We start from the raw sequence: 25375 nt of genomic DNA on the forward strand, positions 1-25375 counted from the left end.
TCAGGTAAGAGAAGCTTCTCAGATCACCGGGGGCCGGCCCAGCCGGGTCAGCCTCCACACCGTGCGCCAGCGCATCGGGCGGCGCGGGCCGCACGGCGTGGTCCAGCCTTCCCGGAATCCGCCGAACCACGCCTTCAGGGCCGGCCCGGAGGGACGGCGCAGCAGCGTGAGCAGCAGCCACACACCGAGGTAGACCGGGACCAGGAGCGCGGGGAGGTTGCGGCGGGCCAGCCAGACGCGGTTGCGGGCGACCATGCGGTGGTACACCGCGTGCCGCGACGGCGCGGTCGTCGGGTGGTGGAGCACCATGTCGGACCGGTAGTCGATCATCCAGCCGGCGTCGAGTGCCCGCCAGGCCAGGTCGGTCTCCTCGTGGGCGTAGAAGAACTCGTCCGGCAGGCCGCCGACCTCGGCGAAGACCCGGCTGCGGACGGCGTTGGCACCGCCGAGGAACGTGGTGACCCGGGAGGAGCGCATCGGGTCGGAGGCGCGCAGCCGGGGTACGTGCCGGCGCTGCGTCTCGCCGGTCTCGGGGTCGGCGATGCGGAAGCTGATGATGCCGAGCTTCGGGTCGGCCTCGAAGGCTTCGCGGCACAGCTCGGCGGTGTCGTGCCGGGCGAGCAGGCCGTCGTCGTCGAGGAAGAGCACTATGTCGACATCGCGGGCGCTCGGCCCGAAGGCCTCTATGCCGACGTTGCGGCCGCCCGGGATGCCCAGGTTCTCGGGCAGCTCTATCGTGCGTACGCCCTCGGGGACGTCCGGGACGGGCGAGCCGTTGCCGACGACGACCACCTCGACGGTGTCACCGTCCTGCTTGGCGACCGAGTCGAGCAGGGCCCGCAGCTCCTCGGGCCGGTTACCCATGGTGATGATGACGGCGCCGACGCGCATGGCGGTACTCACTTCAGCCTGCTGGAGGCGAGGATGGACACCAGGTGCAGCAGCGTCTGCAGCAGGGCGATGCCGGCCAGCACCGCGACACCCAGCTGGGAGAAGAACAGGTCGCCGCGCACCTGGTCGACGACGGCCAAGGCCAGGATCAGCAGGGACGCCTCGATGCCGAGGATCAGCCGGTGGAACTTCAGCATGGCGGCGGCCCTGCGGGCCAGCGCCATGCCGGAGGAGCGCATCTCGGACGCCGACTCCTGCACCGGCGGCTTGCCGGCCTGGTGACGGGCGACGCCGACCAGGTCGGTCTCGGCCTTGACGAGGATGGCGCCGAGTGCGGCCAGGGTGCCGAGGAAGGCCCACAGCCAGTCGATACGACCGCTGCCCCACAGGTCGGCGGCGCGCAGGCCGAAGCCGGTGAGCACCGCGGCGTCGGTCAGGTAGGCGCCGACCCGGTCCAGGTAGACGCCGCTGAGCGAGTACTGCTTCTTCCAGCGCGCGATCTCGCCGTCGACGCAGTCCAGCAGCAGGTACAGCTGGACGCACACCACACCGAGCACGGCGCCCCAGATCCCCGGCACCAGGAGTGCCGGGGCCGCGAGCACGCCGAAGACGGTCATCAGGTAGGTGAGCTGGTTGGGCGTGACCCTGGTGCCCACCAGGTAGCGGTCGACCCGCAGGGACACCTCGCGCATGTAGAGGCGTCCCATCCAGTGCTCACCGCTGCGCCGGTCCTTCACCCCCGCGGGGTGGACGACCGGACGGAGTTCAGCTACCGATGGCCTTGACATAGTCGGCGTAGGTGTCCTTGATCTGGTTCGGCTTGAGGTCGAGGTGTTCGAGGATCGTGTAGCGGCCGGGGCGGGTCTCCGGGGCGAACTCCACGGCGCGCACGAACTCGTCCACGGTGAAGCCGATCTCCTCCGGCAGGACCGGGAGCCCGTGCCGGCGCAGCACTTCGGCGGTGCGGGCCGCCTCCTCGTGGGCCCCGCGCAGATACATCGCGAAGGCCGCGCCCAGTCCGCACTGCTCGCCGTGGGCGGCGGCCCGCTTGGGGAACAGCAGGTCGAAGGCGTGGTTGATCTCGTGGCAGGAGCCCGAGGCGGGCCGGGAGTCGCCGGAGATCGACATCGAGATACCGGTGAGGACCAGCGCCTCGGCGAGCACCTGGAGGAAGCCGTTGTCGCCGATCCCGCCCGGGTGGCGCAGGACCGCCTCGCCGGCCTGGCGGGCCATGGCCGCGGCCAGACCGTCGATCTTCTCGCCGTTGACGCGGTTGGACAGCTCCCAGTCGGCGACCGCGTTGATGTTGGAGATCGCGTCGCCGATGCCGGCCCGGACGAAGCGGGCCGGGGCCTCGCGGATCACGTCCAGGTCGATGACGACCGCGATCGGGTTCGGCACACCGTAGGAACCGCGCCCCGCGTCGTTGTCGAGGGTCGCGACCGGCGAGCACAGGCCGTCGTGCGCCAGGTTCGTCGGCACGGCGACCAGGGGCAGGCCGACGCGGGCCGCGGCGAACTTGGCACAGTCGATGATCTTGCCGCCGCCGAGTCCGACGACGGCGTCGTAGTGGCCGGACTTCATCTCGCCGGCCAGCCGGATCGCGTCGTCGAGGGTGCCGCCGCCGACCTCGTACCAGGTGGCGCCGGGCAGCGAGGGGGCGATGCGCTCGCGCAGTTTCGCGCCGGAGCCGCCGCTGACGGCGACGGCGAGCCGGCCGGACTGCGCGATGCGCTCGTCGGCGAGGACCGAGGCCAGGTCGTCCAGGGCACCCGGGCGGATGTCCACGACGACCGGCGAGGGGATCAGCCGGGTCAGTAGCGGCACGCGATCTCCCGTCCCTTGGCGAGGTCGTCGTGGTTGTCGATCTCGACCCACTGGACGTCGCCGATCGGCGCCACGTCGATCTTGAAGCCCCGGTTGACCAGCTCCTGGTACCCGTGCTCGTAGAACTGCTGCGGGTCGGTCTCCCAGACCGTCTTCAGCGCGTCGGCCAGCTCGGCGGCGGCGTCGCCCTCGATGAGGGTGACGCCGATGTACTCGCCGGTCGCCTCGGCCGGGTCCATCAGCTTGGTGATCTTCGTCATGCCCTTGTCGGGGTCGACGACGACCTTCATCTCCTCGTCCGCCAGGGACTTCACGGTGTCCAGCGCGAGAATGATCCTCTTGCCGTCGCCGCGGGCCGCGAGCAGCGTCTTCTCGACGGAGACCGGGTGCACGGTGTCGCCGTTGGCGAGGATCACGCCGTCCTTGAGGGCGTCACGGCCGCACCACAGGGAGTAGGCGTTGTTCCACTCCTCGGCCTTGTCGTTGTCGATGAGGGTGAGCTTGAGGCCGTACTTCTGCTCCAGGGCCGCCTTGCGCTCGTAGACGGCCTCCTTGCGGTAGCCGACGATGATCGCGACCTCGGTCAGACCCACCTCGGCGAAGTTGGCGAGGGTGAGGTCCAGCACGGTCGGTTCGCCCTCTATGCCCGCAGGCCCCACCGGCACCAACGCCTTGGGCAGGGTGTCGGTGTAGGGGCGCAGACGCCGTCCGGCGCCGGCCGCCAGCACAAGGCCGATCATGCGGGTTCTCCTTCGTCGTGTACGGCTGGGGCCCCGGCGGAGACCCAGAAGCGGATGCTCTCGACGAGCACCACGAGGGCGGCGGCCACGGCGAGGACCGTGAGCGCGACTGTGAACTGCGAGGCGGTGAGCACCGCCGCCACCACGGTGACGAGCAGCGTCCGCCCCTCGTGCCCCCCGATGACGCGCACCAGCCAGGCCGGGGGCGCTCCGGCGTCGCCGCGGATGCGGTACACCGTGTCGTAGTGATGGTAGGCGACGGCGGCCACCAGCCCGAAAGCCGCCGGCAGCGCTCCGTTCACCCCCGCCTTGGCCGCGAGGGCGAGGACGGTGCCGTACTCGGCGGCCCGGAAGAAGGGCGGGACCAGCCAGTCGAGGGCGCCCTTGAGGGGGCGGGCGACGGCCAGGGCCGAGGTGAGGACGTAGAGCAGGGCGCCGATCACCGGCAGCACCGAGCCGTAGCCGGTGAGGGCGGAACAGGCGACGACCGCGGCACCGCCGAGCAGGGCGACGGCGGGGACGGCGAGGCCCGGCAGGCCGCGCGGGGCGACCCGCTTGAGGGCGTCCGCCAGCGGTCCGGAGTCGGCGAGGTCCGCGAGTGCCCGGGCGGCCCGGTCCGTGCGCCGGGCCTTGCGGGTCAGGGACCGCAGCACCCGGCCGGCCGTGGTGTACGTCGCCGCGAAGGCGCAGCCGGCGAGCAGGACGCAGAAGGTGATCCGCGGGGTGGTGGCCGCGGTGAGGACCGCGATCATCGCCCAGCGTTCGCCGATGGGCAGGACGATCATCCGGCGCACCCACACCGTCCAGCCGACGCTGTCCAGCCTGTCGGAGAGGGCCGCGGTGGGGCTGGTGTTGGCGGTGGCGTCGTGGTTGGCCTCGGTGAAGGAGAAGTCGACCACATGCCGGCAGGTCTGCAGGATCATCGCGCCGAGGGCGAGGGCCCACACGTCGTCGCCGCCCCGGGCCGCTCCGAGGGCGAGGCCGGCGTAGTAGGCGTACTCCTTGGCCCGGTCGAACGTGGCGTCGAGCCAGGCGCCGAGCGTGGAGTACTTCAGGGCGTAACGGGCGAGCTGGCCGTCGGTGCAGTCCAGGACGAAGGACGCGATCAGCAGCACACCGGCCGCGACGAAGCCGCCGCGGGTGCCGGTGGCCGCGCACCCCGCCGCGATCAGGGCCGTGAGCAGCGAGGCGGTGGTGACCTGGTTCGGGGTCAGGCCGCGGCGGGCGCACCAGCGGGCGATGTAGCGCGAGTACGGGCTGATGAAGTGCGTGGTGAAGAAGCCGTCGCGGGACTTCACGGCCGACTTCAGGCGTACGGCCTCGTCGTCCACGGCGGCGACGGCCTGCCGTGCCTCGTTGCGGGCCTGCGGGTCGGCGGGGACGGCGGCGACCAGGCTGCCCAGCTCGGGCCGGTGCACCTCGCAGCCGTCGGTGTCGAGGGCGGCGACGAGCCGGTCGGCGAGACTGTCCACGGCCAGTGCGGTACCGCCGCCGGCCGAGGTCTCGCGGGCCACGGCGCGGGTCAGCGCCTGCCGGGCGGCCGGCTGGGCGGTGACGGCACCGGGGACGGCGGAGAGCGGGAAGCGCGGGTCGGTCAGGCCGAGGCGCAGCGCGTGCACATGGCCGACGAAGCGGGCGTCGACGAGGGCCACACGGTCGCCGGCCGGGGCGGCGGCGAGCAGGGTCTCGGCCTCGGCGGCGTCCGCAGCCACCCGGACGTCGAAGCCGAGCGACCGCAGATCGTTGTCCAGAGACGATCCGGGGACCGGCTGACCGGTGACAATGGCGGTCGGCAACCGAACTCACTCCCTGGGTGCCGGCGTGGGTGCCGGTCTCTCACGTGGCGGGGCGCCCTGCCTGCGGCACCCGGGCGGCATGTCGGCAGAGGGTATCGGATGGGCGGAAGCCCTTGTTCACCGGCCGTTCACGGCCCGGCCCACGGAGGCCGCCCCGGCCTTTGCCGCGATCATCATCGGTGATCCGGGGCCCGCCCCACAAACCCGCGGGCGCAGACCCGGGCATCCCCGGGCATCGGCGACACGGGGGCGGCTCGGCATAAGGTGGGCGACCATGACTTGGCTGATCACCGGCGGAGCCGGATACATCGGGGCGCATGTGGCGCGGGCCATGACCGGGGCGGGGGAACACGTCGTGGCGCTGGACGACCTGTCGGCCGCCGTACCGGACCGGCTCCCGGCGGACGTCCCCCTGGTCGAGGGGTCCACGCTGGACGGGGCGGGCCTCAAGCGGGTCTTCGCGGAGTACGGCGTCACGGGCGTCGTCCACCTCGCGGCGCGCAAGCAGGTCGCCGAGTCGGTGGCCCAGCCCACCCGCTACTACCGGGAGAACGTGGGCGGCCTCGCCACGCTGCTGGACGCGGCCGCCGAGGCGGGGATCGACCGCCTGGTGTTCTCCTCGTCGGCGGCCGTGTACGGCAACCCGGACGTGGACCTGATCACCGAGGACACCCCGTGCGCGCCGGTGAACCCCTACGGCGAGACCAAGCTCGCCGGGGAGTGGCTGGTACGGGCGGCCGGGAAGGCACACGGGATCTCCACGGTGTGCCTGCGCTATTTCAACGTGGCGGGTGCCGTGGCGCCGGAGCTGGCGGACACGGGGGTGTTCAACATCGTGCCGATGGTCTTCGACCGGCTCACCCGCGACGAGGCCCCGCGGATCTTCGGTGCCGACTATCCGACACCGGACGGCACCTGCATCCGGGACTACATCCATGTCGCCGACCTCGCCGAGGCCCATCTCGCGGCGGCGCGGCGGCTCGCCGACGGCGGCGTGTCCGGCGATCTGACGCTGAACATCGGGCGGGGCGAGGGTGTCTCGGTGCGCGAACTGATCACGGTCATCGGGGAGGTCACCGGGGACGGCAGGGAGCCGGTGGTGGAGGAGCGCCGGCCGGGGGACGCGCCGCGTGCGGTCGCCTCGGCGGAGCGGGCCGCCGAGACCCTCGGCTGGCGGGCCGGACGCGGGGTCCGCGAGATGGTGGAGTCCGCCTGGCAGGGCTGGCAGCTGCACCACGGCGGGTGAACCGGGCGGGCCGAGTGGGGCGGGTGATCCGGGCCGAGCACCGCACCCGTCCTGACCTGCGGAACGTTTCCGCAGGTCAGGTCATATGACAACGGTGTTCAGTGCCGCGTTGCCCCATACCCCCCACCCGTAGTTCACTGGGCCCTGCCGGACGCATACGGAAGGGCGGTTGTCATGGGGGCAGGGCACGACCACGGGCACGCGCACACGCATGCGCCGGCCACGGGTACGGCCGCGGCCGCGTACCGTGGCCGGCTGCGGATCGCGCTGGGCATCACGCTCACGATCATGGTCGTCGAGATCGTCGGCGGCCTGCTCGCGGACTCGCTCGCGCTGATCGCGGACGCGGCCCACATGGCGACCGACGCGGTGGGGCTCGGTATGGCCCTGCTCGCGATCCACTTCGCCAACCGTCCGCCGAGCACCAACCGCACCTTCGGCTTCGCCCGCGCCGAGATCCTCGCCGCCCTGGCCAACTGCCTGCTGCTGCTCGGGGTCGGCGGATACGTCCTGTACGAGGCGGTCCAGCGGTTCGTCACGCCTGCCGAGACCCGCGGCGGCCTGATGATCGTCTTCGGTCTGATCGGTCTGGTCGCGAACAGCGTCTCGCTCACCCTGCTGATGCGCGGGCAGAAGGAGAGCCTGAACGTGCGCGGCGCCTTCCTGGAGGTCGCCGCGGACGCGCTGGGCTCGGTCGCGGTGCTGATCTCGGCCGCGGTGATCCTGACCACCGGCTGGCAGGCCGCCGACCCGGTCGCCTCGCTGGTCATCGGCGTCATGATCGTGCCGAGGACGGTGAAGCTGCTGCGCGAGACGCTGGACGTGCTGCTGGAGGCGGCCCCGAGGAACGTCGACATGGCCGAGGTGCGGGCACACATCCTGGCGCTGGACGGCGTGGAGGACGTACACGACCTGCACGCCTGGACGATCACCTCCGGCATGCCGGTGCTGTCGGCCCACGTGGTGGTCAGTTCGGAGGTGCTCAGCGCCATCGGCCACGAGAAGCTGCTGCACGAGCTGCAGGGCTGCCTCGGCGACCACTTCGACGTCGAGCACTGCACCTTCCAGCTGGAGCCCGGCGGGCACGCGGAGCACGAGGCACGACTGTGCCACTGACGATCACGACGTGCCACTGACGATACGGACAGGTGTTCGACACCCGCCCCGGACGGTTCCGTGATCCCCTGACCGGGCACGATGATCCACCGGGTCCCACTTCCGGTGCCGCCACGCGTGCGGACGTGCCGGGAAGTGCCGGGAGTGCCGGATTCGTACGGCAGACTTGGGGTGCGAAGACCGAGGCGAAGGATGGGTATGCCGATCACACCTGCCACCGCGACGCACAGCTCGTCGGAGGGCACCGCAGAGGCGATTTTGCTGGAACTGGTCGACGAGAAGGGTGTGACGATCGGTACGGCGGAGAAGCTCGCCGCCCACCAGCCGCCGGGACAGCTGCACCGCGCGTTCTCGGTGTTCCTCTTCGACGAGCAGGGCCGGCTGCTGCTCCAGCAGCGGGCGCTCGGCAAATACCACTCCCCCGGGGTGTGGTCCAACACCTGCTGCGGCCACCCGTACCCGGGCGAGGCGCCGTTCGCCGCCGCTGCCCGGCGCACGTTCGAGGAGCTGGGGGTGTCCCCGTCGCTGCTGGCGGAGGCGGGCACGGTGCGCTACAACCACCCGGACCCGGCCTCGGGCCTGGTCGAGCAGGAGTACAACCACCTGTTCGTCGGCATGGTGCAGGCGCCGCTCGCGGCGGACCCGGAGGAGGTCGGGGCCACGGCCTTCGTGACGGCGGCCGAGCTGGCGGAGCGGCACGCCCGCGACCCGTTCTCGACCTGGTTCATGACCGTCCTGGACGCGGCTCGTCCGGCGATCAGGGAGCTGACGGGCCCGTCCGCGGGCTGGTGAGCGGTTCCGCCACGGAGCCGCCGGGCGCGGCCGCGGGACCGGACCCGAGCGACCGTGCGCGAGCGTCCCGGACACGAGCAGCTTCCGGGGCTGTCGCCGGGACCCGAGCGGCCCTAGGGGGCGTCACCAGACGCGAGCGGCCTTGCGGGACCGTCGCCAGACGTAAGCGGCCTCCGGGATCGTCGGCAGACGCGAGCGGCCTCCGGGACCGTCGCCGGGGACCCCAGCGACCCTGCGGGAGCGTCACCCGACGTGAGCGGCCTCCCGGACCCTCGCCAGACGTGAGCGGCCCTGCGGGAGCGCCACCAGACGCGCGGCCTCCGGGACCGCCGCCAGACGTAAGCGGCCTCCGGGATCGTCACCAGACGCGAGCAGCCTCCCGGACCCTCGCCAGTCGTGAGCGGCTCTACGGAAACGCCGTCGGCTTGAGTGGCAGGGCGGCCCAGATCACCTTGCCGCCGCTCGCGGTGTGTTCCACGTCGACCATGCCGCCCGCCTCCCGTGCCACCTCGCGGACCAGGAGCAGGCCCCGGCCGCCGGTCTGGCCGTGGTCGGCCTCCAGCGCGGTCGGGCGGTAGGGGTGGTTGTCCTCCACGGACACCCGCACCCACTCGGCTCCGACGGCGACCTCCACGGCCAGCACCGGCGACAGCAGCGCCGCGTGCCGCACCGCGTTGGTGACCAGCTCGGAGACGATCAGCAGCAGGCCGTACACCAGCTCGTCGGAGACCGGTACGCCCTGGCGCAGCAGCAGGTCCCGGACGGCGTGCCGGGCCTGCGGGACCGAGGCGTCCACCGCGGCGGCGGTGAACCGCCAGACGCCCTCGTACGGCAGTGGATCGGGTGGCCGCTCGGCCTCCCCCGCTGGGCGCGGGCCGTCCCCGCGCCCGTGGTTGTCCATCGTCCGGTCGCCACCCTCGCGCTCGATTGTCACCACACGTCGAGTGTTGGTAACGAGCCGCCGCGGACTTTGCACCTGAACGCAAGTCGCCGGGTATCGAGCGGTTCATGACCGAGTGCGTATGACACGGTCACGTGTGGGGACGGTTCCTGTCGCACCGGCGCCGGTTCCCGAACTAATCGGGTCGTCGGGCCGGGGCTACCGCTACTCGGAGACGAGCCCGACGACCCGGCGCCCGCCGTAGCCGGTGGCCAGGAGGCCGAGGCCGTCGAAGAGCAGGGCGAGCGAGAAGAACGCGCCGATGACGTACTGGCTGCTGCTCGGCCAGGAAGCCAGGACCAGGATTCCGAGCAGCAGGTCGAAGGCGCCGAGGAGCAGTGTCCAGCCGAAGTGCGGACCGCGCACGATCACGCTGCCGACCAGCCGGAACAGGCCCGCGGAGAGGAACAGCAGCGCGGCGAACATGGTGAGGGCGGCGGCGGCCGCGTGCGGCAGGCGGATGACGACGACTCCGGCCGCGATGTTCAGGGCGGCGACGATGACGCCGAGCCAGAAGAAGCTGGTGCCGCGGGCCTGGATCGCGTGCAGCAGTCCGATGATCCCGCCGATCAGCAGCAGCCAGCCGAACAGCAGCATCGAGGTGAGGGTGGCGACGGAGGTGTAGACGAGTCCCACGAGCCCGGCGAGGACGAGGATCACACCGAGCGCGGCGAGCCAGCCGAAGCTGTGGCGCAGCTTCGCCGCCTTGTTCTTGGGCCCGCGTATGCCGAACTTGGCCATCGCCGCCTCCTCGGTCACCATCGTTCGCCCCCTTCCTCCCTATGTGTCCCCACTGGGGGGAATCGGTAACGCCGGGGTGAGGCACCCTGCGGGGCGTCGGCCCCCGATACCATCCGGCGCATGGAGCCCCAGCTGTCGCACCGTGTCGAAGGCGCCCTCGCCACCGTCGTCATACGCAACCCGGCCAAGCGCAACGCCATGACCGCCGCGATGTGGCGGGCGCTGCCACCGCTGCTGGACGGCCTGGCGCACGACCCCGGTGTCCGGGCGCTGGTGCTCACCGGAGAAGGCGGGACCTTCTGCGCGGGTGCGGACATCTCCACGCTCCAGGGGTCACCGGACGAGGCCCGGGGACTCGCCGTGGCGGCCGAGGAGGCGCTCGCCGCGTTCCCCAAGCCGACCCTGGCCGCCGTGCGCGGGCACTGCGTGGGCGGCGGGGCGCAGCTGGCGGCGGCCTGCGATCTGCGGCTGGCGCAGGAAGGCGCCCTGTTCGGGGTGACACCGGCGCGGCTCGGCATCGTCTATCCGGCCTCCTCGACCCGCCGGCTCGTGTCGCTGGTGGGTCCGGCCACGGCCAAGTACCTCTTGTTCACGGCCGAGTTGATCGACTCCGGGCGGGCACTGGCCACCGGGCTGGTGGACGAGGTACTGCCGGAGGGCGAACTGGACAAGCGTGTCGCCGAGTTGACGGGGATCCTGGTCTCCCGCTCGCAGCTCACCCAGGCCGCCGCGAAGGAGTTCGCGAACGGCAGGGCGGACCGGGACGCCCACTGGGCGGAGCAGGCACGCGGCAACGCCGACACCGCGGAGGGGGTCGCCGCGTTCCTGGAGCGCCGGCAGCCGCGCTTCACGTGGAGGGTGCCTACCTCAGGCTGAACCGGCTGCCCGCGCGCAGTTCCTCGACGAGATGCGCGGGCGCCTTGCACGGGGAACCGGCGTCGTAGGGCGGCTGGGGGTCGTACTCGGTCAGCAGCTGGACGGCCTGGGCGTGTTCGTCGCCCGCGATCCTGCCGGTCAGGGTGAGCGCCATGTCGATGCCGGAGGAGACCCCGGCGGCGGTGACGTACTTGCCGTCGGTCACGACCCGTTCGCTCGTCGGTCGCGCGCCGAACTCCTTCAGCAGGTCCAGTACGCCCCAGTGGCTGGTCGCCCGGCGGTCGCGCAGCAGTCCCGCGGCGGCCAGCAGCAGCGACCCCGAGCAGACGGAGGTCGTCCACGTGCTCGTCGCGTCCGCCGCGCGCAGCCAGCCCAGCAGGGCCGGGTTCTCCAACTGGTCCATGGTGCCGGGCCCGCCCGAGACCACCAGGAGGTCGGGACGGGGCACCTCGTCGAGGGCCTTGTCGGCGGTGACGGCGAGAAAGCCCGTGTCGGTGCGGACGGGGCCGGGCCGCTCGGCGACGAAGGTGAGGTCCGCGTCCGGGAGCCGGCTGAGGACCTCGTAGGGGCCGACGACGTCCAGGGCGGTGAAGCGGTCGTAGACGACCAGGGCGATCTGCATGATTGTCCCTTCAGTGGGTAGTGGCGGGCCGGAACCGGCGCCGGTACTCGGCCGGGGCCGTCCCGAGGGCCTTGACGAAGGCGCGGCGCATGGCCTCGGGGGTGCCGTAGCCGCTGGCGCGGGCGACCTCCTCGATGCCGTCGGCGGTGTCCTCCAGCAGGCGGCGGGCGTGTTCCAGGCGTACCCGGTCGACGTAGCGGCCGGGGGTCATGCCGGTCTCCTCGCGGAAGGCGCGCGCGAAGTGGCGCGGTGACAGCCGGGCCCTGGCGGCGAGCGACTCGACCGTGAGGTCGCCGGCCGGGTGCTCGCTGATCCACCGCTGGACCTCGCGCAGCGGGGCGCGCTGGGCGGTCTGCGCGGCGAGCTGGGCGCTGAACTGCGCCTGGTTGCCGGGCCGGCGCAGAAAGACGACCAGGCGGCGGGCGACGGCGAGCGCGACGTCCCGGTCCAGGTCCTCCTCGACCAGGGCGAGGGCCAGGTCGATGCCGGAGGTCACGCCGGCCGAGGTGGCGACGTCCCCGTCCCGGACGTAGATGGGCTCCGGGTCCACGGCGACGGCCGGGTGGTCGCGGGCGAGCTTGTCGCAGTACGCCCAGTGCGTCGTCGCCCGGCGGCCGTCGAGGAGCCCGGCCGCGGCGAGCAGGACGGCGCCCGTGCACACGGAGACCAGACGCGGGGCGCGCGGGCCGTGGGCGCGCAGCCACTCGATCAGCCGCGGGTCGGGGGCCCGGGTGCCCTGGCCGCCGGGGACCAGCAGGGTGTGCGGGTCGCGGGCGGTGGTCAGCGCCTCGTCGGGTACGAGGGTCAGGCCGCTGGAGGTGCGCACCGGGCCGCCGTCCAGTGAGGCCGTACGGATCCGGTAGGTGCCGGGCGTGTCCTTCTCCGCGCCGGCGAACACCTCGAGGGGGCCGGTGACGTCGAGGCTCTGCACGCCGTCGAAGAGGACGAAGAGGACGGTTCGCTGCGCCATGCCCCCGATTCTTCGCCGCCGGGAGTACGGCCGCAATGACGTGTTTCCCACCTTTCCTGCCATGGCGGGGCATGGCGGCGGGTCGGTGAGGTACCCGGAGGCCACTCGCCCGAAGGGAGGAGATTTCCGTGCTGGGAGCCATTTCAGACGTAGTGCGGCAGATCGGCGGCGCCGTCGCCACGGTGGTCACGCTGCCGTTCCGGGCCGTGGCCCGGCTTCTCGGCGGAGCCTCGTCGTCCGCGCACGGGGGCCGTGCCTGAGCCGGGCGCCGGCGGCCCGCCACGCACCGCCCTGATCCCCGGTTGTCGGTGTCACCTGCCACAATTGCCGCGCAACCTCAGTGGAGAAGGCGGTACGGGATCGTGACGACACCCGGATCCATCGAAGCAGGATCCATCGAAGGCAGGATCGCCGAGGAGCTCGGCGTACGGGAGCGGCAGGTGAAGGCCGCGGTGGAACTGCTCGACGGCGGTTCGACCGTGCCCTTCATCGCCCGCTACCGCAAGGAAGCGACCGAGATGCTCGACGACGCGCAGCTGCGCACGGTCGAGGAGCGGCTGCGCTACCTGCGGGAGCTGGAGGAGCGGCGGGCCGCGATCCTGGAGTCGGTGCGTGAGCAGGGCAAGCTCACCGACGAGCTGGAGGCCCGCATCCGCGGCGCCGAGACCAAGGCGCGGCTGGAGGACATCTACCTGCCGTACAAGCCCAAGCGGCGCACCAAGGCGCAGATCGCGCGCGAGGCGGGCCTGGAGCCGCTGGCGGAGGGTCTGCTGAGCGACCCGACGGTGGAGCCGCTGGCGGCCGCCGCCGCGTTCGTCGACGCCGACAAGGGCGTCGCCGACCCGCAGGCCGCCCTGGAGGGGGCGCGGGCGATCCTCACCGAGCGGTTCTCGGAGGACGCGGACCTGATCGGTGAGCTGCGCGAGCGCATGTGGGTGCGCGGTCGGCTGGCCGCGAAGGTGCGTGAGGGCAAGGAGGAGGCGGGCGCCAAGTTCGCCGACTACTTCGACTTCGCCGAGCCGTTCACCGAGCTGCCCTCGCACCGGATCCTGGCGATGCTGCGCGGCGAGAAGGAGGAGGTCCTGGACCTCGTCCTGGAGCCGGAGGAGGCGACGGAGGGCCCGTCCTCGTACGAGGGCATCGTCGCGCACCGGTTCGGGATCGCCGACCGGGGCCGCCCCGCCGACAAGTGGCTGACGGACACGGTCCGCTGGGCCTGGCGCACCCGGCTCCTCGTCCACCTCGGCATCGACCTGCGCCTCAGACTGCGGACGGCCGCCGAGGACGAGGCGGTGAACGTCTTCGCGGCGAACCTGCGCGACCTGCTGCTGGCCGCCCCGGCCGGCACGCGCGCGACGCTGGGCCTGGACCCCGGTTTCCGTACGGGCGTGAAGGTCGCCGTGGTCGACGCGACCGGCAAGGTCGTCGCCACGGACGTGATCCATCCGCACGTCCCCGCGAACAAGTGGGACGAGGCGATCGCCAAGCTGGCGCGGCTCGCCAAGGAGCACGCGGTCGAGCTGGTCGCGATCGGCAACGGCACGGCGTCCCGCGAGACGGACAAGCTCGCCGGTGAACTGATCGCGAAGCACCCGGAGTTGAAGCTCACCAAGGTGATGGTGTCCGAGGCGGGCGCGTCGGTGTACTCGGCTTCCCAGTACGCCTCGCAGGAACTGCCGGACATGGACGTGTCGCTGCGCGGCGCGGTCTCCATCGCCCGCCGCCTGCAGGACCCGCTGGCCGAGCTGGTGAAGATCGACCCGAAGTCCATCGGCGTGGGGCAGTACCAGCACGACCTGTCCGAGGTGAAGCTGTCCCGCTCGCTGGACGCGGTGGTCGAGGACTGTGTGAACGGCGTCGGCGTGGACGTCAACACCGCGTCCGTGCCGCTGCTCTCGCGGGTCTCGGGCATCTCCTCCGGTCTCGCCGAGAACATCGTGGCGCACCGGGACGCCAACGGCCCCTTCAAGTCCCGCGCGGAGCTGAAGAAGGTGGCGCGGCTCGGCCCGAAGGCGTACGAGCAGTGCGCGGGCTTCCTGCGCATCCGCGAGGGCGACGATCCGCTCGACGCGTCCAGCGTGCACCCCGAGGCCTACCCGGTCGTCCGCCGCATGGTGAAGACCACCGGTCAGCAGGTCGCCTCCCTCATCGGCAACACCGGTGTGCTGCGCTCGCTGCGGCCCGCCGACTTCGTGGACGACACGTTCGGCCTGCCCACCGTGACGGACATCCTGAAGGAGCTGGAGAAGCCGGGGCGCGACCCGCGGCCCGCGTTCAAGACGGCCACCTTCAAGGAGGGCGTGGAGAAGATCTCCGACCTGTCCGCAGGGATGATCCTGGAGGGCGTGGTGACGAACGTGGCCGCGTTCGGCGCGTTCGTGGACATCGGCGTGCACCAGGACGGCCTGGTGCACGTCTCGGCCATGTCCAAGACGTTCGTCAAGGACCCGCGCGATGTCGCCAAGCCCGGTGACATCGTCAAGGTGAAGGTGCTCGACGTGGACATCCCGCGCAAGCGGATCGCGCTGACCCTGCGCCTGGACGACGAGGCCGCGCCGCAGGGACAGGGGCAGGGCGGCGGCCGCCAGCAGCGCGGTGGCGGACCCCGTCCGCCGCAGCAGCGGCAGGGCGGCGGTCAGGGCCAGCGACAGGGCGGCGGTCAGGGCCAGCGACAGGGCGGCGGTCAGGGCCAGCGACAGGGCCGGGGCGGTGACCGGAGCGGTGACCGGGGCGGTCGCCAGGCGCCGGCGCCCGCCAACAGCGCGATGGCGGACGCGCTGCGCCGGGCGGGGCTGCTGGACCCCAAGAAGCGCTGACCGACCGGGGCCGGAGCCACTCGGCTCCGGCCCCGGTGCCGTCCCGTCCCCCGGTGGAAATCCGGTGGACGGAGATCACCCGATCGGCAGACTTCGTACATGACCGATCCCAAGGACGACCTCCGGGTGTATCTCCAGGACGCCCGCGACGTACTGCTGTGGAAACTCGACGGCCTGCCCGAGTACGACATCCGGCGTCCCCTGACGCCCACCGGCACGAACCTGCTGGGCCTGGTCAAGCACCTGGCCGGCGCCGAGGCCCTGTACCTCGGCGCGACCTTCGGCCGGCCCTTCGCGGGAACGCCCCTGTGGTTCACCGGCGACGCCGAACCGGACGCCGACCTGTGGGCGCGGCCAGAGGAGTCCCGTGAGGACGTCGCCGGCCTGTACCAGCGGGCCTGCGCCCACTCCGACGAGACGATCGCGGCGCTGCCGCTGGACGCGCCCGGCCGGGTCCCGGGCGCGCCGAAGGAGACGACGCTGCACCGGATCCTGACCCACATGATCGCCGAGACCCAGCGGCACGCGGGCCACGCCGACATCGTGCGCGAGCTGATCGACGGGGCGGTGGGGCAGCGCCCGGACGGCCTGAACGTCGCACCGCACGACCCGGAGCACCTCGGCCGGGTCGAGCGAGCGGCCAAGGAGGCCGCGGCCCGCTGGGGTTAACCCTCCGTCAGTTTCCCGTCCGCCACCTCCAGGCGGCGGTTGACCCGGACCGCGTCCAGCATGCGGCGGTCGTGGGTGACCAGGAGCAGGGTGCCCTCGTAGGTGTCGAGGGCCTGTTCCAGTTGCTCGATGGCGGGCAGGTCGAGGTGGTTCGTCGGCTCGTCCAGGACCAGGAGGTTGACGCCCCGGCCCTGGAGGAGAGCCAGGGCGGCGCGGGTGCGTTCGCCCGGGGACAGGCTCGCGGCCGGGCGCAGCACGTGGTCGGTTTTCAGGCCGAACTTGGCGAGCAGGGTGCGGACCTCGGCCGGCTCCGTGTCGGGGACGGCCGTGCAGAAGGCGTCGAGCAGCGTCTCGGGGCCGTGGAACAGCTTGCGGGCCTGGTCGACCTCGCCGACCAGGACGCCCGAGCCGAGCGCGGCATGCCCGGAGTCGAGCGGGACACGGCCCAGCAGGGCACCCAGCAGGGTCGACTTGCCGGCGCCGTTGGCCCCGGTGACCGCGACCCGGTCCGCCCAGTCGATCTGCAGGGACACCGGGCCGAAGGTGAAGTCGCCGCGCCGCACCTCGGCGTCCCGCAGGGTCGCCACCACCGCGCCGGAGCGCGGGGCGGCCGCGATCTCCATGCGCAGTTCCCACTCCTTGCGCGGCTCCTCGACCACCTCCAGGCGCTCGATCATGCGCTGGGTCTGCCGCGCCTTGGCGGCCTGCTTCTCGCTGGCCTCGCTGCGGAACTTGCGGCCGATCTTGTCGTTGTCGTTGCCCGCCTTGCGCCGGGCGTTCTTCACGCCCTTGTCCATCCAGGACCGCTGCATCTGGGCGCGGTCCTGGAGGGCGGCCTTCTTGTCGGCGTACTCCTCGTACTCGTCGCGGGCGTGCCGGCGGGCGACCTCGCGTTCCTCCAGGTAGGCCGCGTAGCCGCCGCCGTAGAGGTTGATCTGCCGCTGGGCGAGGTCCAGTTCGAGGACCTTGGTGACCGTGCGGGTCAGGAACTCGCGGTCGTGGCTGACGACGACCGTGCCGGCGCGCAGGCCGGTGACGAAGCGTTCCAGTCGCTCCAGGCCGTCGAGGTCGAGGTCGTTGGTGGGCTCGTCGAGGAGGAAGACGTCGTAGCGGGACAGCAGCAGCGAGGCGAGTCCGGCGCGGGCCGCCTGGCCGCCGGAGAGGGACGTCATCGGCTGGTCCAGGCCGACGGCGAGGCCGAGGGAGCCGGCGACCTCCTCCGCCCGCTCCTCCAGGTCGGCGCCGCCGAGGCCGAGCCAGCGCTCCAGGGCGGTGGCGTAGGCGTCGTCGGAGCCGGGCGCGCCATCCACGAGTGCCTGGGTGGCGTCGTCCATGACCCGCTGGGCCTCGGCGACACCCGTACGGCGGGCCAGGAACTCCCGGACGGTCTCCCCCGGCCTGCGCTCCGGTTCCTGCGGCAGATGGCCGACGGTGGCGGTCGGCGGGGACAGCCTGAGTTCGCCCTGCTCGGGTGCGGTGAGTCCGGCGAGCAGCTTCAGCAGGGTGGACTTGCCCGCGCCGTTGGCACCGACGAGACCGATCACGTCGCCGGGCGCGACGACGAGGTCCAGGCCGGAGAAGAGGGAGCGGTCGCCGTGGCCGGCGGCGAGGTTCTTGGCGACGAGGGTGGCAGTCATCAGGAGGCCGATCCTAACGGGCGGGCACCCGCGTCCCCCGCGACGACCGGTGGGCCCGGCACCGCGGCGCACCCCCGTTTCCCACCGCCGGCCCGGCCCCGCACGCCGGCCCCCTTCCCGATGCCCCCGACCCCGCACGCCGGCCCCGCTCCCCAGGTGACCCGCACTCCCGCACACCAGCTGTCCAGCTGCGACTCCCCGGTGGCCCGGACTCCCGCACCCCAACCCCGAATCCCGCCCGCACCCCCGCCCCGCGCCTCAGTCCCGGTTCCCGGCCGCGACCGGTGCCGTCAGCACGCCTCCCGTCGTGCGGGCGACGACGAACGCCTCGCCCTTGACCGCCTTCGGATCCAGGGGGACGCGGTGCCGGCCGGGTTCCAGGACGCCGTCGAACACCTCGCGGACGTGGGTGCGGTAGAGCCGGTCGAGGCGGTAGGCGGTGATCCGCACCCGGCACGCGGAGGTCACCTCGACGTCCGCGGTGCCCCGGCCGGCCGTGAGCCCGGTGAGCCGGCGCTGCGGCAGCGGACTGCGGTCGAGGGCGTGCTCGATCTGGGCGACGAGCAGCGGCACGATCGGGGCCAGACCGTCCACCCGGGCGATGTCCACCCCGGCGCGTTCGAAGGCCTCCAGTACGGCGGCCCGCTCGGCCTCGCCGACCGCGCGGCCGAAGACGACCGCGCCGTAGCCGCGCAGTTCCTCGGCGGGCACGGCCCGGGCGTCCTGGGTGATGTCGGCGCCGATGCCGATGGTGCGCAGCGCCGCGGCCAGCCTGGCCGGCACCGCGACCCGGGCGCCGATCAGCAGGACCCGCCGGCGGGGCGTGACGGAGCCGTCCCTCAGGGCGCCGAGTGCCGCCCGGTACTCGGCGCCGTGGAAGCGGAACGGCCCTATGCCGTGGTAGCCGTTGCGCTCCAGGTCGGCATGCTCGTCCGTCTGCCACGCGAAGTCCCGCCAGATGTAGTCCTCGCCCTCGCGCTCGATGACGGCGGTGACCGCTCCACAGCCCAGATCCGCGCACTCGGGGCAGCCGTAGATGACGAACCGGCCGTCGGGGAGCGGCGGTTCGGCCTCCAGGAGCAGGGCGCGGACCTGCTCGGTGAAGATGGCGGGCGGGACGTCCGAGGCGAGCGGGGAGACGGCGTCGAGGTCGGACAGCCGGAACAGCAGCGGACGGCCGTCCACGACGAAGTCCACGAAGTCGCGGTGCACCTGGTAGCCGCCGTCGGCGAGCACACCGCCGGCGCGGATCGCCGGTGCCAGGCCGAAGGTCGCGTATGCGGCAGACATGCTGTGAGTATCCCCACATCGACACGCATGTGAGCGCAGCATGACAGAGTCGGCCGGACTGGGCCTATCGTCCTGGCGTGGACAGCGAGCCGAGTGACGAAGTGATCGTGGTCGGGAGCGGGGTCGCCGGGCTGACGACAGCCGTGGTGCTGGCCGAGTCCGGGCGGCGGGTACGGGTGTGGGCGCGGGAGCCCGCCGAGCGTACGACCTCGGCGGTCGCCGGCGGCCTGTGGTGGCCGTACCGCATCCGGCCCGCGCCGTTGGCCGGTGCCTGGGCGCTGGAGTCCCTCACCGTGTACGAGGAGCTGGCGGGGCGGCCGGAGGAGACGGGCGTACGCCTGGTCGACGGCGTACACCGGGGGATGCGGCTGGACGAACTCGGTGCCTGGGCGGGCCGGGTGCCGGGACTGCGGGCCGTGTCCGACGGTCTCGCGGCGCGGCTGCCGGTGATCGACATGCCGGTGCATCTGGCGTGGCTGCGGGAGCGGCTCGCGAAGGCCGCAGGGGTGGTGGAGACGCGCGAGGTGACCGACCTCGCCGCGGTGCCCGCGCCGGTCGTGGTCAACTGCACGGGCCTGGGCGCGCGTTCACTGGTGCCGGACCCGGCGGTGCGTCCGGTGCGGGGGCAGCTGGTGGTGGTGGAGAACCCGGGGATCACGACCTGGTTCACGTCCGTCGGCCACACCTCCGACACCTCCACGTACTTCTTCCCGCAGCCGGGCGGACTGCTGCTGGGCGGTACGGCGGAGGACGACGACTGGTCCCTGGAGCCGGACCCGGACACCGCCGCGGCGATCGTCGCCCGGTGTGCGGAGGTCCGGCCGGAGATCGCGCGGGCCCGGGTGCTGGACCACCGGGTGGGGCTGCGGCCGGGCCGGGACGCGGTACGCCTGGAAAGGCAGCCGCTGCCCGGCGGACGCCTGCTGGTGCACAACTACGGGCACGGCGGGGCCGGGGTGACGGTGGCGTGGGGGTGCGCGCGGGAGGCGGCCGGGCTGGCGTCCCCGGCCGCCTGAAGCGGCACCGTGCCGTGCCTGGACGGGGTTCGGGCCGCTCGCCCGCGCCCACGGGGGTGCCCAGGACGCGGCGAACCCCGCGACCGGCCACGAGGGCCCCGCACCCGGCACGAGTGAGCCGGCCACGACCGACCACACCCGCCACGGGTCAGACGGCCACGACCGACCACACCCGCCACGGGTCAGACGGCCCCACGACGCGCCCCGGTCAGGGCGACGGGATGTGCCGGGTCGCACCCGGTGCGCGGACCCCGTTCAGGACCTGCGGCGCCGGAGCCGTACCTGCCGTGCCGGACGTGGCCCGGGCGAACGCCGGTGCGCCACCGACCAGCGGGAGACTCGCCCTCGTACCGGCCAGACCGATCGTCAGGGCCGGCTTCGTCGACGGCGGGTCGATGAGGTCCTTGTCCGTGCCGGCGATGATCAGGGCCAACCGGTGTCCCTCGGGGACGACATGGTCGGTCGCCGCCAGACGCAGGGTCATCGTGTACGCCTTGCCCGGGGTGAGCGGGACGCCCCGGGCGAGGGAGGCGTAGTGGCCGAGGTCGGCCCAGCCGCGGCTGAACACCGTGTAGTCGACCTTGGCCGTCCTGGCCTCCGTCTCCTTGAAGCAGGCGCTGTCCCCGGCGGTGGTCGCGCCCCAGCAGGTGCGGTCGGTGAGCGTGGTGATGCCCTCGGCGGCGTCCGCGTAGTCGCGGATCGTGTCCGGGCCGAGGTCGACCAGGACGGCGGACAGGTGGGCCGAGGCGGTGGTCGGCGTCGCGGTCACCGTCACCGTGGACGAACCGGACAGGCGCAGGTCGTGGCTGAGCGGCGCGGTGAGGAAACCGGTCTTCTCGGCCGTGGGCGTGGTCAGGTGTGCGGCCCAGTCGGTCTCGCCGAGCTTCGGGTCGTCGGTGAAGCTCTCCGTGCCGGAGGCCGGGCGCAGGCCGAGCGTGCCGACGCCGGCCCGGGTGCCGGGGGCCGGGTGCAGGACGGTGGCGCGGGTGGTGCGCGGGGGCCAGACGCGGGAGGTGACCCACTGGTCGGGGTGGCGTTCGATGTCGGCCATCGGCTCGCGGTCGATGCCGTTGTCGTAGCCGAGGAGTGCGTGGTCGAACCAGCGGTGCAGGGTGTCGACCCAGGCGCCGCGCCGGTAGTCGAAGGGGTCGACGTGCCCGGTCTGGGACAGCCAGATCTTGCGCTGCACGCCGTGCTGCGCGAGGGCGTCCCACCACTGGCCGAAGTGCTTGGTGCGGACGTTGAGGTCCTGCATGCCGTGCACCAGGAACACGCTGGCGCGTACCTTGGCCGCGTCCTTGACGTAGTTCCGTTCGGTCCACAGCCCGGTCCAGTCGCCGCTGCGCGGGCTGCCGTCGGCGAGCTTCTTCTGTACGGCCGCGCAGTGGGCGTGCGCGGCGTCGCTCTCGACGTAGCCGGCCAGTTCGTCGGGGCCGCCGTCGTACAGCGGGGCGCCCTGGGCGAAGTAGTAGTCGTACCAGGAGGAGATGCCGCTGATCGGGACGATCGTCCTCAGGCCCTGCACGCCGGTGGCGGCGACGCCGTTGGCGATCGTGGCGTCCCAGCTCTTGCCGATCATGCCGGTCCTGCCGTTGGTCCAGGTGGCTTTGACGGCCTTGGCCCCGGTCCGGGTGGTGTACGCCGTGGCGCGGCCGTTCAGCCAGTCGATGACGGCCTTCGCGGACTGGACGTCGGAGCGGCCGCCCGTGTCGACGCAGCCGTCGGAGCGGTTGGTGCCGGCGAGGTCGACGCCGATGACGGCGTAGCCGCGGGGCACGAAGTAGTTGTCGTAGAAGAGGGGCATCCGGACGACGTGGCCCTGGGGGTCGTACGTCTTCTTCTGGCTCTCGTTGCCGCGTCCGCAGCAGGAGTAGTAGGGGCTGGCGTCCATGATGACGGGGACCTTGCGGCCCCGGCGGGCGGGTTCGGCGGGCCGGACGATGTCGGCGGCGACGCGGTCGGTCCTCCCGTCGCCGTCCTCGTCGAGGCCGGTGTCCACCCACACGGCCTCGCGGACGGCGTGGGCGTAGGAGTAGACGGGCCGGCTCTCGCGGCCGGCCGGGCTCGCGCCGGTGGCGGCCTGTGCGGCGACCGGGGTGAGGAAGGCGGCCGTCAGGATGGCGGCGACCGCGGTGGCGAGCGTTCTCCAGATCGTGAAGCGCGTTCTCATCGGCGTGCGAAGTGGCATGCGCGGACGGTACTCCGGTCAACTCCCAGGCAGAAGGGGGATTTACGGCGCCTCGCGTGTCGCGTGACGGCTGAATGGCGATCGTGTGACAGCAGGGGCCATGGACAGGTCAGGGGCCACAGGGACTGAATAGGCTGCGAACAGAGTTCTCCGAACGGACCTTCGGTCCCGACGACTTGGAGCTGACGTGCACCGCAGAATCATCGCGCCGGGCGCACTCGCGGCGGCCTCCGTCCTGCTGGCGATCCCGGCATCGGCCGCGAGCTACTCCCCCGGCGCGCCGGGCATCGGCGACCCCTACTACCCGTACTACGGCAACGGCGGCTACGACGTCTCGCACTACGACCTGAGGCTGCAGTACCAGCCGAAGACGGACGAGTTGCAGGGCACGGCGACGATCCTGGCGCAGACCACGCAGGATCTGGCCAGCTTCGACCTGGACTTCCTGCTGGACGTGAGCGAGGTGCGGGTCAACGGCGCCAAGGCCGCGTTCGCGCACTCCCAGCAGCACGAGCTGGTCGTCACGCCGAAGACGCCGCTGGCCAAGGGCACGCCGATCACGGTCGTCGTCCGCTACAGCGGGGTGCCGTCCACGAAGACCGCCTACGGCTTCAACGCCTGGCACCGCACGCCGGACGGCGCGATCGCCGCCGACGAGCCCGAGGCCGCCTGGTGGTGGTTCCCGAGCAACGACCACCCGAGCGACAAGGCCACCTACGACGTGTCGGTGGCCGTACCGGACGGCACCCAGGCCGTCTCCAACGGCACGCTGCAGTCGACGAGTTCGAAGCTGGGCTGGACCCGTTACAGCTGGCGGGAGAACAAGCCGCAGGCGACCTATCTGGCCACGCTCGGCATCGGCAGGTTCGACATCACCACCGGTACCTCCGACGGCGGAGTGCCGGTCGTCAACGCCTACAGCAAGGACCTCGGCGACAACGACGGGGCCGCGCGGGCGAGCGTGGAGCGCACCGGCGAGATCGTCGACTGGCTGAGCGGCTACTTCGGGCCGTATCCGTTCAGTTCGGCCGGCGGGTACGTGCCGAACACCACCACCGGGTACGCGCTGGAGACCCAGACCCGCGTCTACTACAGCCCGAAGCAGTTCGCGAAGGGCTCCAACGCCTCGGTGGTCGTGCACGAGCTGGCCCACCAGTGGTACGGCGACGACGTGTCGGTGAAGGGCTGGAAGGACATCTGGCTCAACGAGGGCTTCGCGACGTACGCGCAGTGGCTGTGGTCCGAGCACGAGGGTGAGGGCACCGCGCAGCAGCTCGCCGACTACGTGTACGCCTCCCACCCGGCCGACGACGCCTTCTGGACGGTCAGGCCCGGTGACCCGGGCCCGGACAACCAGTTCGACGCCGCCGTCTACGACCGGGGCGCCGCTGCCCTCCAGGCGCTGCGGGGCGAGGTCGGCGACGACGCGTTCTTCCGCATCCTGAAGGGCTGGCCGCAGGAGCACGCGTACGGCAACGCCTCGGTGGCCGACTTCCAGAAGTACGCCGAGCAGGTGTCCGGCAAGCCCCTCGCGGCGCTGTTCGACACCTGGCTGTTCCAGCCGTCGAAGCCGGCCGCGCCCGCGGCCCGGTCCCTGGCGAAGGCGGACAGGGCGGTGGCGCAGCCGAAGTCGTGGAAGAAGATCGAGGCGGCGCACGGCGGCCACGGGGACTGACCGGGCACACCCGGGCCTCGCCCGTGGATCCGGCCGGCTCCGGGCGGCAGCCCCGGGGCCGGACCGGGCCCGCCGGCCCGTGCCCGATCCGTAGGACCGGCCCTACGGTCTCGGCACGGCCGCCCGCCTCAGCAGGTCGTCCCGGCTGATCGACTCCGCTCGGGACGCGGGGACCGTGCAGGCGTACGCGCCCGCGACCGCGCCGTAGCGGGCGCAGGTCTCGGGTGGCTCGCCGCTGAGGCGGCCGTAGAGGAACGCGGCGGCGAAGGCGTCGCCCGCGCCGTTGGAGTCCACCACCGGCCCGGGCGGCGGCGCCGCGGGCACGCGGGTCAGCTCGCCGTCGGCCAGCAGATACGCGCCCTCGGCCCCGGCGGTGGCGACGACCGCCTCGGCCCGGCCCCGCCCGGCGATGCGCCGCATGGTCCGCTCGGGATCGCCCAGCGCGGCGGCCGACAGGAAGACGACGTCCGCGGCGTGGGCGAACGGCTCGTGGTACGGGTTCTCCCCGTCCCAGTCGTGCAGGTCCGTGGACAGGGGCACGCCCGTCGCGGTCAGCTCCGGCAGGGCTTCTGCGCAGGGCTGGGTGATCGTGACGTGGACGTGCCGGCTGGCCCCGGCCAGCGTGCGCAGCGTCTGGGTCGGGAAGCGGTCGCCGGGGCGGGCGCGGCTGGTGTCGTAGAGGGACAGGCGGCGGCCGTCCGGGCCGACGAGGTTCACCGCGCGCTTGGTGCCGGCGGGCTGCGGGAGCGCGGTCAGCGCGATGCCGTGCTCGCGGTGCAGGGCGCGCACGAGGTCGCCCTCGGGGTCGTCGCCGAGGAGGTCGAGGTGGTGGGTGCGCAGGCCGAGTGCGGCCAGACCCAGGGCGACGAAGTCGCCGGTCTGTCCGGCGCGGGTGCGGATCCCCGAGTCGATCATGTAACTGTCGGCGTACGGGAGGGGCAGTTCGGGGACGTGGATGACCGTGTCCACACCGGCCCCGCCCAGCACCAGCACATCCGCCGCACCGTCCTGCGCGCTCATCCGCCACCGTCCCCGTGGTCGTACACCGTCACTTCGATCCCGCGTCTGACCAGCCGCTCGTCGATGAGCGGCGCTACGCGGGACCAGGTGCCGCCCGCCAGGCCGCAGCCTATGCGGGGCATGTGCACCGACGCACCGAGTTCGATCACTTCGCCGGCGAGGCGGGCGAGGGCGGTGTCGATCGCCTCGTAGCGGACCGGGACGCCCTTGCTGCCCCTTCTGACACCACGCTGGCCGATCATGTTGGCCACCCACACATACGGCTCGACCCGGACCAGCTGGACGGCGCCCAGCCCGAAGTCGTTGCGGGCGCGGTCGCGGTGCCAGGCGCGGTACGAGCGCTCCGGCTGCGGCCAGCGGCGTGACAGCGCGAGGACGAAGCCCTTTCCCCAGCCGCCGATGTCGTTGCAGACATGGGCGATCACCTTGACGCCCTTGACCGACGGCACGGTGGCGTCACCCCGGACATACGTGATCTCCGACATGACGCCACCGTAGGCGATGCCA

Annotated in this window: 23 protein-coding genes; 9 read left to right on the plus strand and 14 right to left on the minus strand. The window is 72.7% G+C overall.

The features are described from left to right. Positions 1–18: 18 nt before the first annotated feature. Genes ACWC94_RS09070 through ACWC94_RS09090 form a run of 5 tightly spaced genes read right to left on the minus strand, consistent with a single transcriptional unit; the run spans position 19 to position 5254 of the window. Positions 19–891, minus strand: a complete 873-nt coding sequence (locus ACWC94_RS09070; protein ID WP_450795980.1) for a glycosyltransferase family 2 protein — start codon at positions 889–891, stop codon at positions 19–21. A gap of 8 nt (positions 892–899) precedes the next feature. Then, positions 900–1679 carry a CDP-alcohol phosphatidyltransferase family protein gene (locus ACWC94_RS09075; RefSeq protein ID WP_450795806.1) on the minus strand — a complete coding sequence of 260 codons (780 nt, stop codon included), beginning with the start codon at positions 1677–1679 and terminating at the stop codon, positions 900–902. Then, positions 1657–2718: an iron-containing alcohol dehydrogenase family protein gene (locus ACWC94_RS09080; protein WP_450795808.1), complete on the minus strand. Its 1062-nt coding sequence runs from the start codon at positions 2716–2718 to the stop codon at positions 1657–1659. The genes ACWC94_RS09075 and ACWC94_RS09080 overlap by 23 nt, the downstream gene beginning before the upstream one ends. Further along, positions 2706–3458, minus strand: a complete 753-nt coding sequence (locus ACWC94_RS09085) for a phosphocholine cytidylyltransferase family protein (protein WP_450795810.1) — start codon at positions 3456–3458, stop codon at positions 2706–2708. The genes ACWC94_RS09080 and ACWC94_RS09085 overlap by 13 nt, the downstream gene beginning before the upstream one ends. Further along, entirely contained in the window at positions 3455–5254 is a 1800-nt protein-coding gene (locus ACWC94_RS09090) for a DUF5941 domain-containing protein (RefSeq protein WP_450795812.1), read from the minus strand. Before ACWC94_RS09090 ends, ACWC94_RS09085 begins: the two co-directional genes overlap by 4 nt. Positions 5255–5528: 274 nt before the next feature. On the opposite strand from ACWC94_RS09090, the gene galE reads away from it, so the two are divergent. From galE to idi, 3 genes are all read left to right on the plus strand, one after another. Beyond that, a complete protein-coding gene (galE, locus tag ACWC94_RS09095) occupies positions 5529–6500 on the plus strand; it encodes a UDP-glucose 4-epimerase GalE (RefSeq protein WP_450795814.1) in 972 nt (323 codons plus the stop codon). Between the two features lie 174 nt (positions 6501–6674). Beyond that, positions 6675–7616 carry a cation diffusion facilitator family transporter gene (locus tag ACWC94_RS09100; protein WP_450795816.1) on the plus strand — a complete coding sequence of 314 codons (942 nt, stop codon included), beginning with the start codon at positions 6675–6677 and terminating at the stop codon, positions 7614–7616. 198 nt (positions 7617–7814) lie between these two features. Beyond that, on the plus strand, positions 7815–8408 hold the full coding sequence (gene idi, locus ACWC94_RS09105) for an isopentenyl-diphosphate Delta-isomerase (RefSeq protein ID WP_450795818.1): 594 nt from the start codon (positions 7815–7817) through the stop codon (positions 8406–8408). 406 nt (positions 8409–8814) lie between these two features. Here the strand turns inward: idi and ACWC94_RS09110 are convergent, their stop codons facing one another. Next, positions 8815–9309 carry an ATP-binding protein gene (locus ACWC94_RS09110; protein ID WP_450795982.1) on the minus strand — a complete coding sequence of 165 codons (495 nt, stop codon included), beginning with the start codon at positions 9307–9309 and terminating at the stop codon, positions 8815–8817. Positions 9310–9513: 204 nt separating this feature from the next. Further along, positions 9514–10089, minus strand: coding sequence for an HdeD family acid-resistance protein (locus ACWC94_RS09115; RefSeq protein WP_450795983.1), 576 nt, complete (start codon positions 10087–10089; stop codon positions 9514–9516). A 120-nt stretch (positions 10090–10209) separates the two neighbouring features. Between ACWC94_RS09115 and ACWC94_RS09120 the strand changes: the two genes are divergently transcribed. Further along, positions 10210–10965, plus strand: a complete 756-nt coding sequence (locus ACWC94_RS09120; protein WP_450795820.1) for an enoyl-CoA hydratase/isomerase family protein — start codon at positions 10210–10212, stop codon at positions 10963–10965. Here the strand turns inward: ACWC94_RS09120 and ACWC94_RS09125 are convergent. Both ACWC94_RS09125 and ACWC94_RS09130 read right to left on the minus strand, forming a co-directional pair. After that, entirely contained in the window at positions 10952–11587 is a 636-nt protein-coding gene (locus tag ACWC94_RS09125) for a DJ-1/PfpI family protein (RefSeq protein WP_450795822.1), read from the minus strand. The two genes, ACWC94_RS09120 and ACWC94_RS09125, sit on opposite strands and share 14 nt — an antisense overlap. 10 nt (positions 11588–11597) lie before the next feature. Further along, positions 11598–12557, minus strand: coding sequence for a GlxA family transcriptional regulator (locus tag ACWC94_RS09130; RefSeq protein WP_450795824.1), 960 nt, complete (start codon positions 12555–12557; stop codon positions 11598–11600). A 128-nt stretch (positions 12558–12685) separates the two neighbouring features. Between ACWC94_RS09130 and ACWC94_RS09135 the strand changes: the two genes are divergently transcribed. The 3 genes from ACWC94_RS09135 (at position 12686) to ACWC94_RS09145 (ending at position 16042) form a co-directional block, all read left to right on the plus strand. Then, positions 12686–12817 carry an LPFR motif small protein gene (locus ACWC94_RS09135; RefSeq protein WP_450795826.1) on the plus strand — a complete coding sequence of 44 codons (132 nt, stop codon included), beginning with the start codon at positions 12686–12688 and terminating at the stop codon, positions 12815–12817. A gap of 102 nt (positions 12818–12919) precedes the next feature. Further along, positions 12920–15373 carry a Tex family protein gene (locus tag ACWC94_RS09140; RefSeq protein ID WP_450795828.1) on the plus strand — a complete coding sequence of 818 codons (2454 nt, stop codon included), beginning with the start codon at positions 12920–12922 and terminating at the stop codon, positions 15371–15373. A 99-nt stretch (positions 15374–15472) separates the two neighbouring features. Then, positions 15473–16042: a DinB family protein gene (locus tag ACWC94_RS09145; RefSeq protein WP_450795830.1), complete on the plus strand. Its 570-nt coding sequence runs from the start codon at positions 15473–15475 to the stop codon at positions 16040–16042. Here the strand turns inward: ACWC94_RS09145 and ACWC94_RS09150 are convergent. Both ACWC94_RS09150 and ACWC94_RS09155 read right to left on the minus strand, forming a co-directional pair. Then, positions 16039–17679, minus strand: coding sequence for an ABC-F family ATP-binding cassette domain-containing protein (locus tag ACWC94_RS09150; protein ID WP_450795831.1), 1641 nt, complete (start codon positions 17677–17679; stop codon positions 16039–16041). The two genes, ACWC94_RS09145 and ACWC94_RS09150, sit on opposite strands and share 4 nt — an antisense overlap. Positions 17680–17937: 258 nt before the next feature. Then, the gene (locus ACWC94_RS09155) at positions 17938–18969 is read right to left on the minus strand and encodes an oxidoreductase (RefSeq protein WP_450795832.1); all 1032 of its coding nucleotides are present in this window, start codon (positions 18967–18969) and stop codon (positions 17938–17940) included. A 101-nt stretch (positions 18970–19070) separates the two neighbouring features. Here ACWC94_RS09155 and ACWC94_RS09160 point away from each other — a divergent pair, with 101 nt between their 5' ends. Next, a complete protein-coding gene (locus ACWC94_RS09160; RefSeq protein WP_450795985.1) occupies positions 19071–19985 on the plus strand; it encodes an FAD-dependent oxidoreductase in 915 nt (304 codons plus the stop codon). Positions 19986–20193: 208 nt separating this feature from the next. Here ACWC94_RS09160 and ACWC94_RS09165 read toward each other — a convergent pair whose 3' ends face one another. Beyond that, the gene (locus tag ACWC94_RS09165) at positions 20194–22173 is read right to left on the minus strand and encodes a Xaa-Pro dipeptidyl-peptidase (protein WP_450795833.1); all 1980 of its coding nucleotides are present in this window, start codon (positions 22171–22173) and stop codon (positions 20194–20196) included. Between the two features lie 187 nt (positions 22174–22360). Between ACWC94_RS09165 and ACWC94_RS09170 the strand changes: the two genes are divergently transcribed. Next, positions 22361–23848, plus strand: a complete 1488-nt coding sequence (locus tag ACWC94_RS09170; RefSeq protein WP_450795834.1) for a M1 family metallopeptidase — start codon at positions 22361–22363, stop codon at positions 23846–23848. Between the two features lie 102 nt (positions 23849–23950). Here the strand turns inward: ACWC94_RS09170 and ACWC94_RS09175 are convergent, their stop codons facing one another. Together ACWC94_RS09175 and ACWC94_RS09180 are read right to left on the minus strand one after the other, a co-directional pair. Further along, positions 23951–24868: a PfkB family carbohydrate kinase gene (locus ACWC94_RS09175; RefSeq protein WP_450795835.1), complete on the minus strand. Its 918-nt coding sequence runs from the start codon at positions 24866–24868 to the stop codon at positions 23951–23953. Further along, a complete protein-coding gene (locus ACWC94_RS09180) occupies positions 24865–25353 on the minus strand; it encodes a macro domain-containing protein (protein ID WP_450795836.1) in 489 nt (162 codons plus the stop codon). The genes ACWC94_RS09175 and ACWC94_RS09180 overlap by 4 nt, the downstream gene beginning before the upstream one ends. Between the last annotated feature and the right edge of the window lie 22 nt (positions 25354–25375).

The organism is Streptomyces sp. NPDC001135, from assembly GCF_053598395.1.

Coding starts and splice junctions, on each gene's coding strand:
- ACWC94_RS09070 (WP_450795980.1), bottom strand. CDS start 891: ATGCGCGTCGGCGCCGTCATCATCACCATGGGTAACCGGCCCGAGGAG.
- ACWC94_RS09075 (WP_450795806.1), bottom strand. CDS start 1,679: ATGTCAAGGCCATCGGTAGCTGAACTCCGTCCGGTCGTCCACCCCGCG.
- ACWC94_RS09085 (WP_450795810.1), bottom strand. CDS start 3,458: ATGATCGGCCTTGTGCTGGCGGCCGGCGCCGGACGGCGTCTGCGCCCC.
- galE (WP_450795814.1), top strand. CDS start 5,529: ATGACTTGGCTGATCACCGGCGGAGCCGGATACATCGGGGCGCATGTG.
- ACWC94_RS09100 (WP_450795816.1), top strand. CDS start 6,675: ATGGGGGCAGGGCACGACCACGGGCACGCGCACACGCATGCGCCGGCC.
- idi (WP_450795818.1), top strand. CDS start 7,815: ATGCCGATCACACCTGCCACCGCGACGCACAGCTCGTCGGAGGGCACC.
- ACWC94_RS09110 (WP_450795982.1), bottom strand. CDS start 9,309: ATGGACAACCACGGGCGCGGGGACGGCCCGCGCCCAGCGGGGGAGGCC.
- ACWC94_RS09115 (WP_450795983.1), bottom strand. CDS start 10,089: ATGGCCAAGTTCGGCATACGCGGGCCCAAGAACAAGGCGGCGAAGCTG.
- ACWC94_RS09120 (WP_450795820.1), top strand. CDS start 10,210: ATGGAGCCCCAGCTGTCGCACCGTGTCGAAGGCGCCCTCGCCACCGTC.
- ACWC94_RS09125 (WP_450795822.1), bottom strand. CDS start 11,587: ATGCAGATCGCCCTGGTCGTCTACGACCGCTTCACCGCCCTGGACGTC.
- ACWC94_RS09130 (WP_450795824.1), bottom strand. CDS start 12,557: ATGGCGCAGCGAACCGTCCTCTTCGTCCTCTTCGACGGCGTGCAGAGC.
- ACWC94_RS09145 (WP_450795830.1), top strand. CDS start 15,473: ATGACCGATCCCAAGGACGACCTCCGGGTGTATCTCCAGGACGCCCGC.
- ACWC94_RS09150 (WP_450795831.1), bottom strand. CDS start 17,679: ATGACTGCCACCCTCGTCGCCAAGAACCTCGCCGCCGGCCACGGCGAC.
- ACWC94_RS09155 (WP_450795832.1), bottom strand. CDS start 18,969: ATGTCTGCCGCATACGCGACCTTCGGCCTGGCACCGGCGATCCGCGCC.
- ACWC94_RS09165 (WP_450795833.1), bottom strand. CDS start 22,173: ATGCCACTTCGCACGCCGATGAGAACGCGCTTCACGATCTGGAGAACG.
- ACWC94_RS09175 (WP_450795835.1), bottom strand. CDS start 24,868: ATGAGCGCGCAGGACGGTGCGGCGGATGTGCTGGTGCTGGGCGGGGCC.
- ACWC94_RS09180 (WP_450795836.1), bottom strand. CDS start 25,353: ATGTCGGAGATCACGTATGTCCGGGGTGACGCCACCGTGCCGTCGGTC.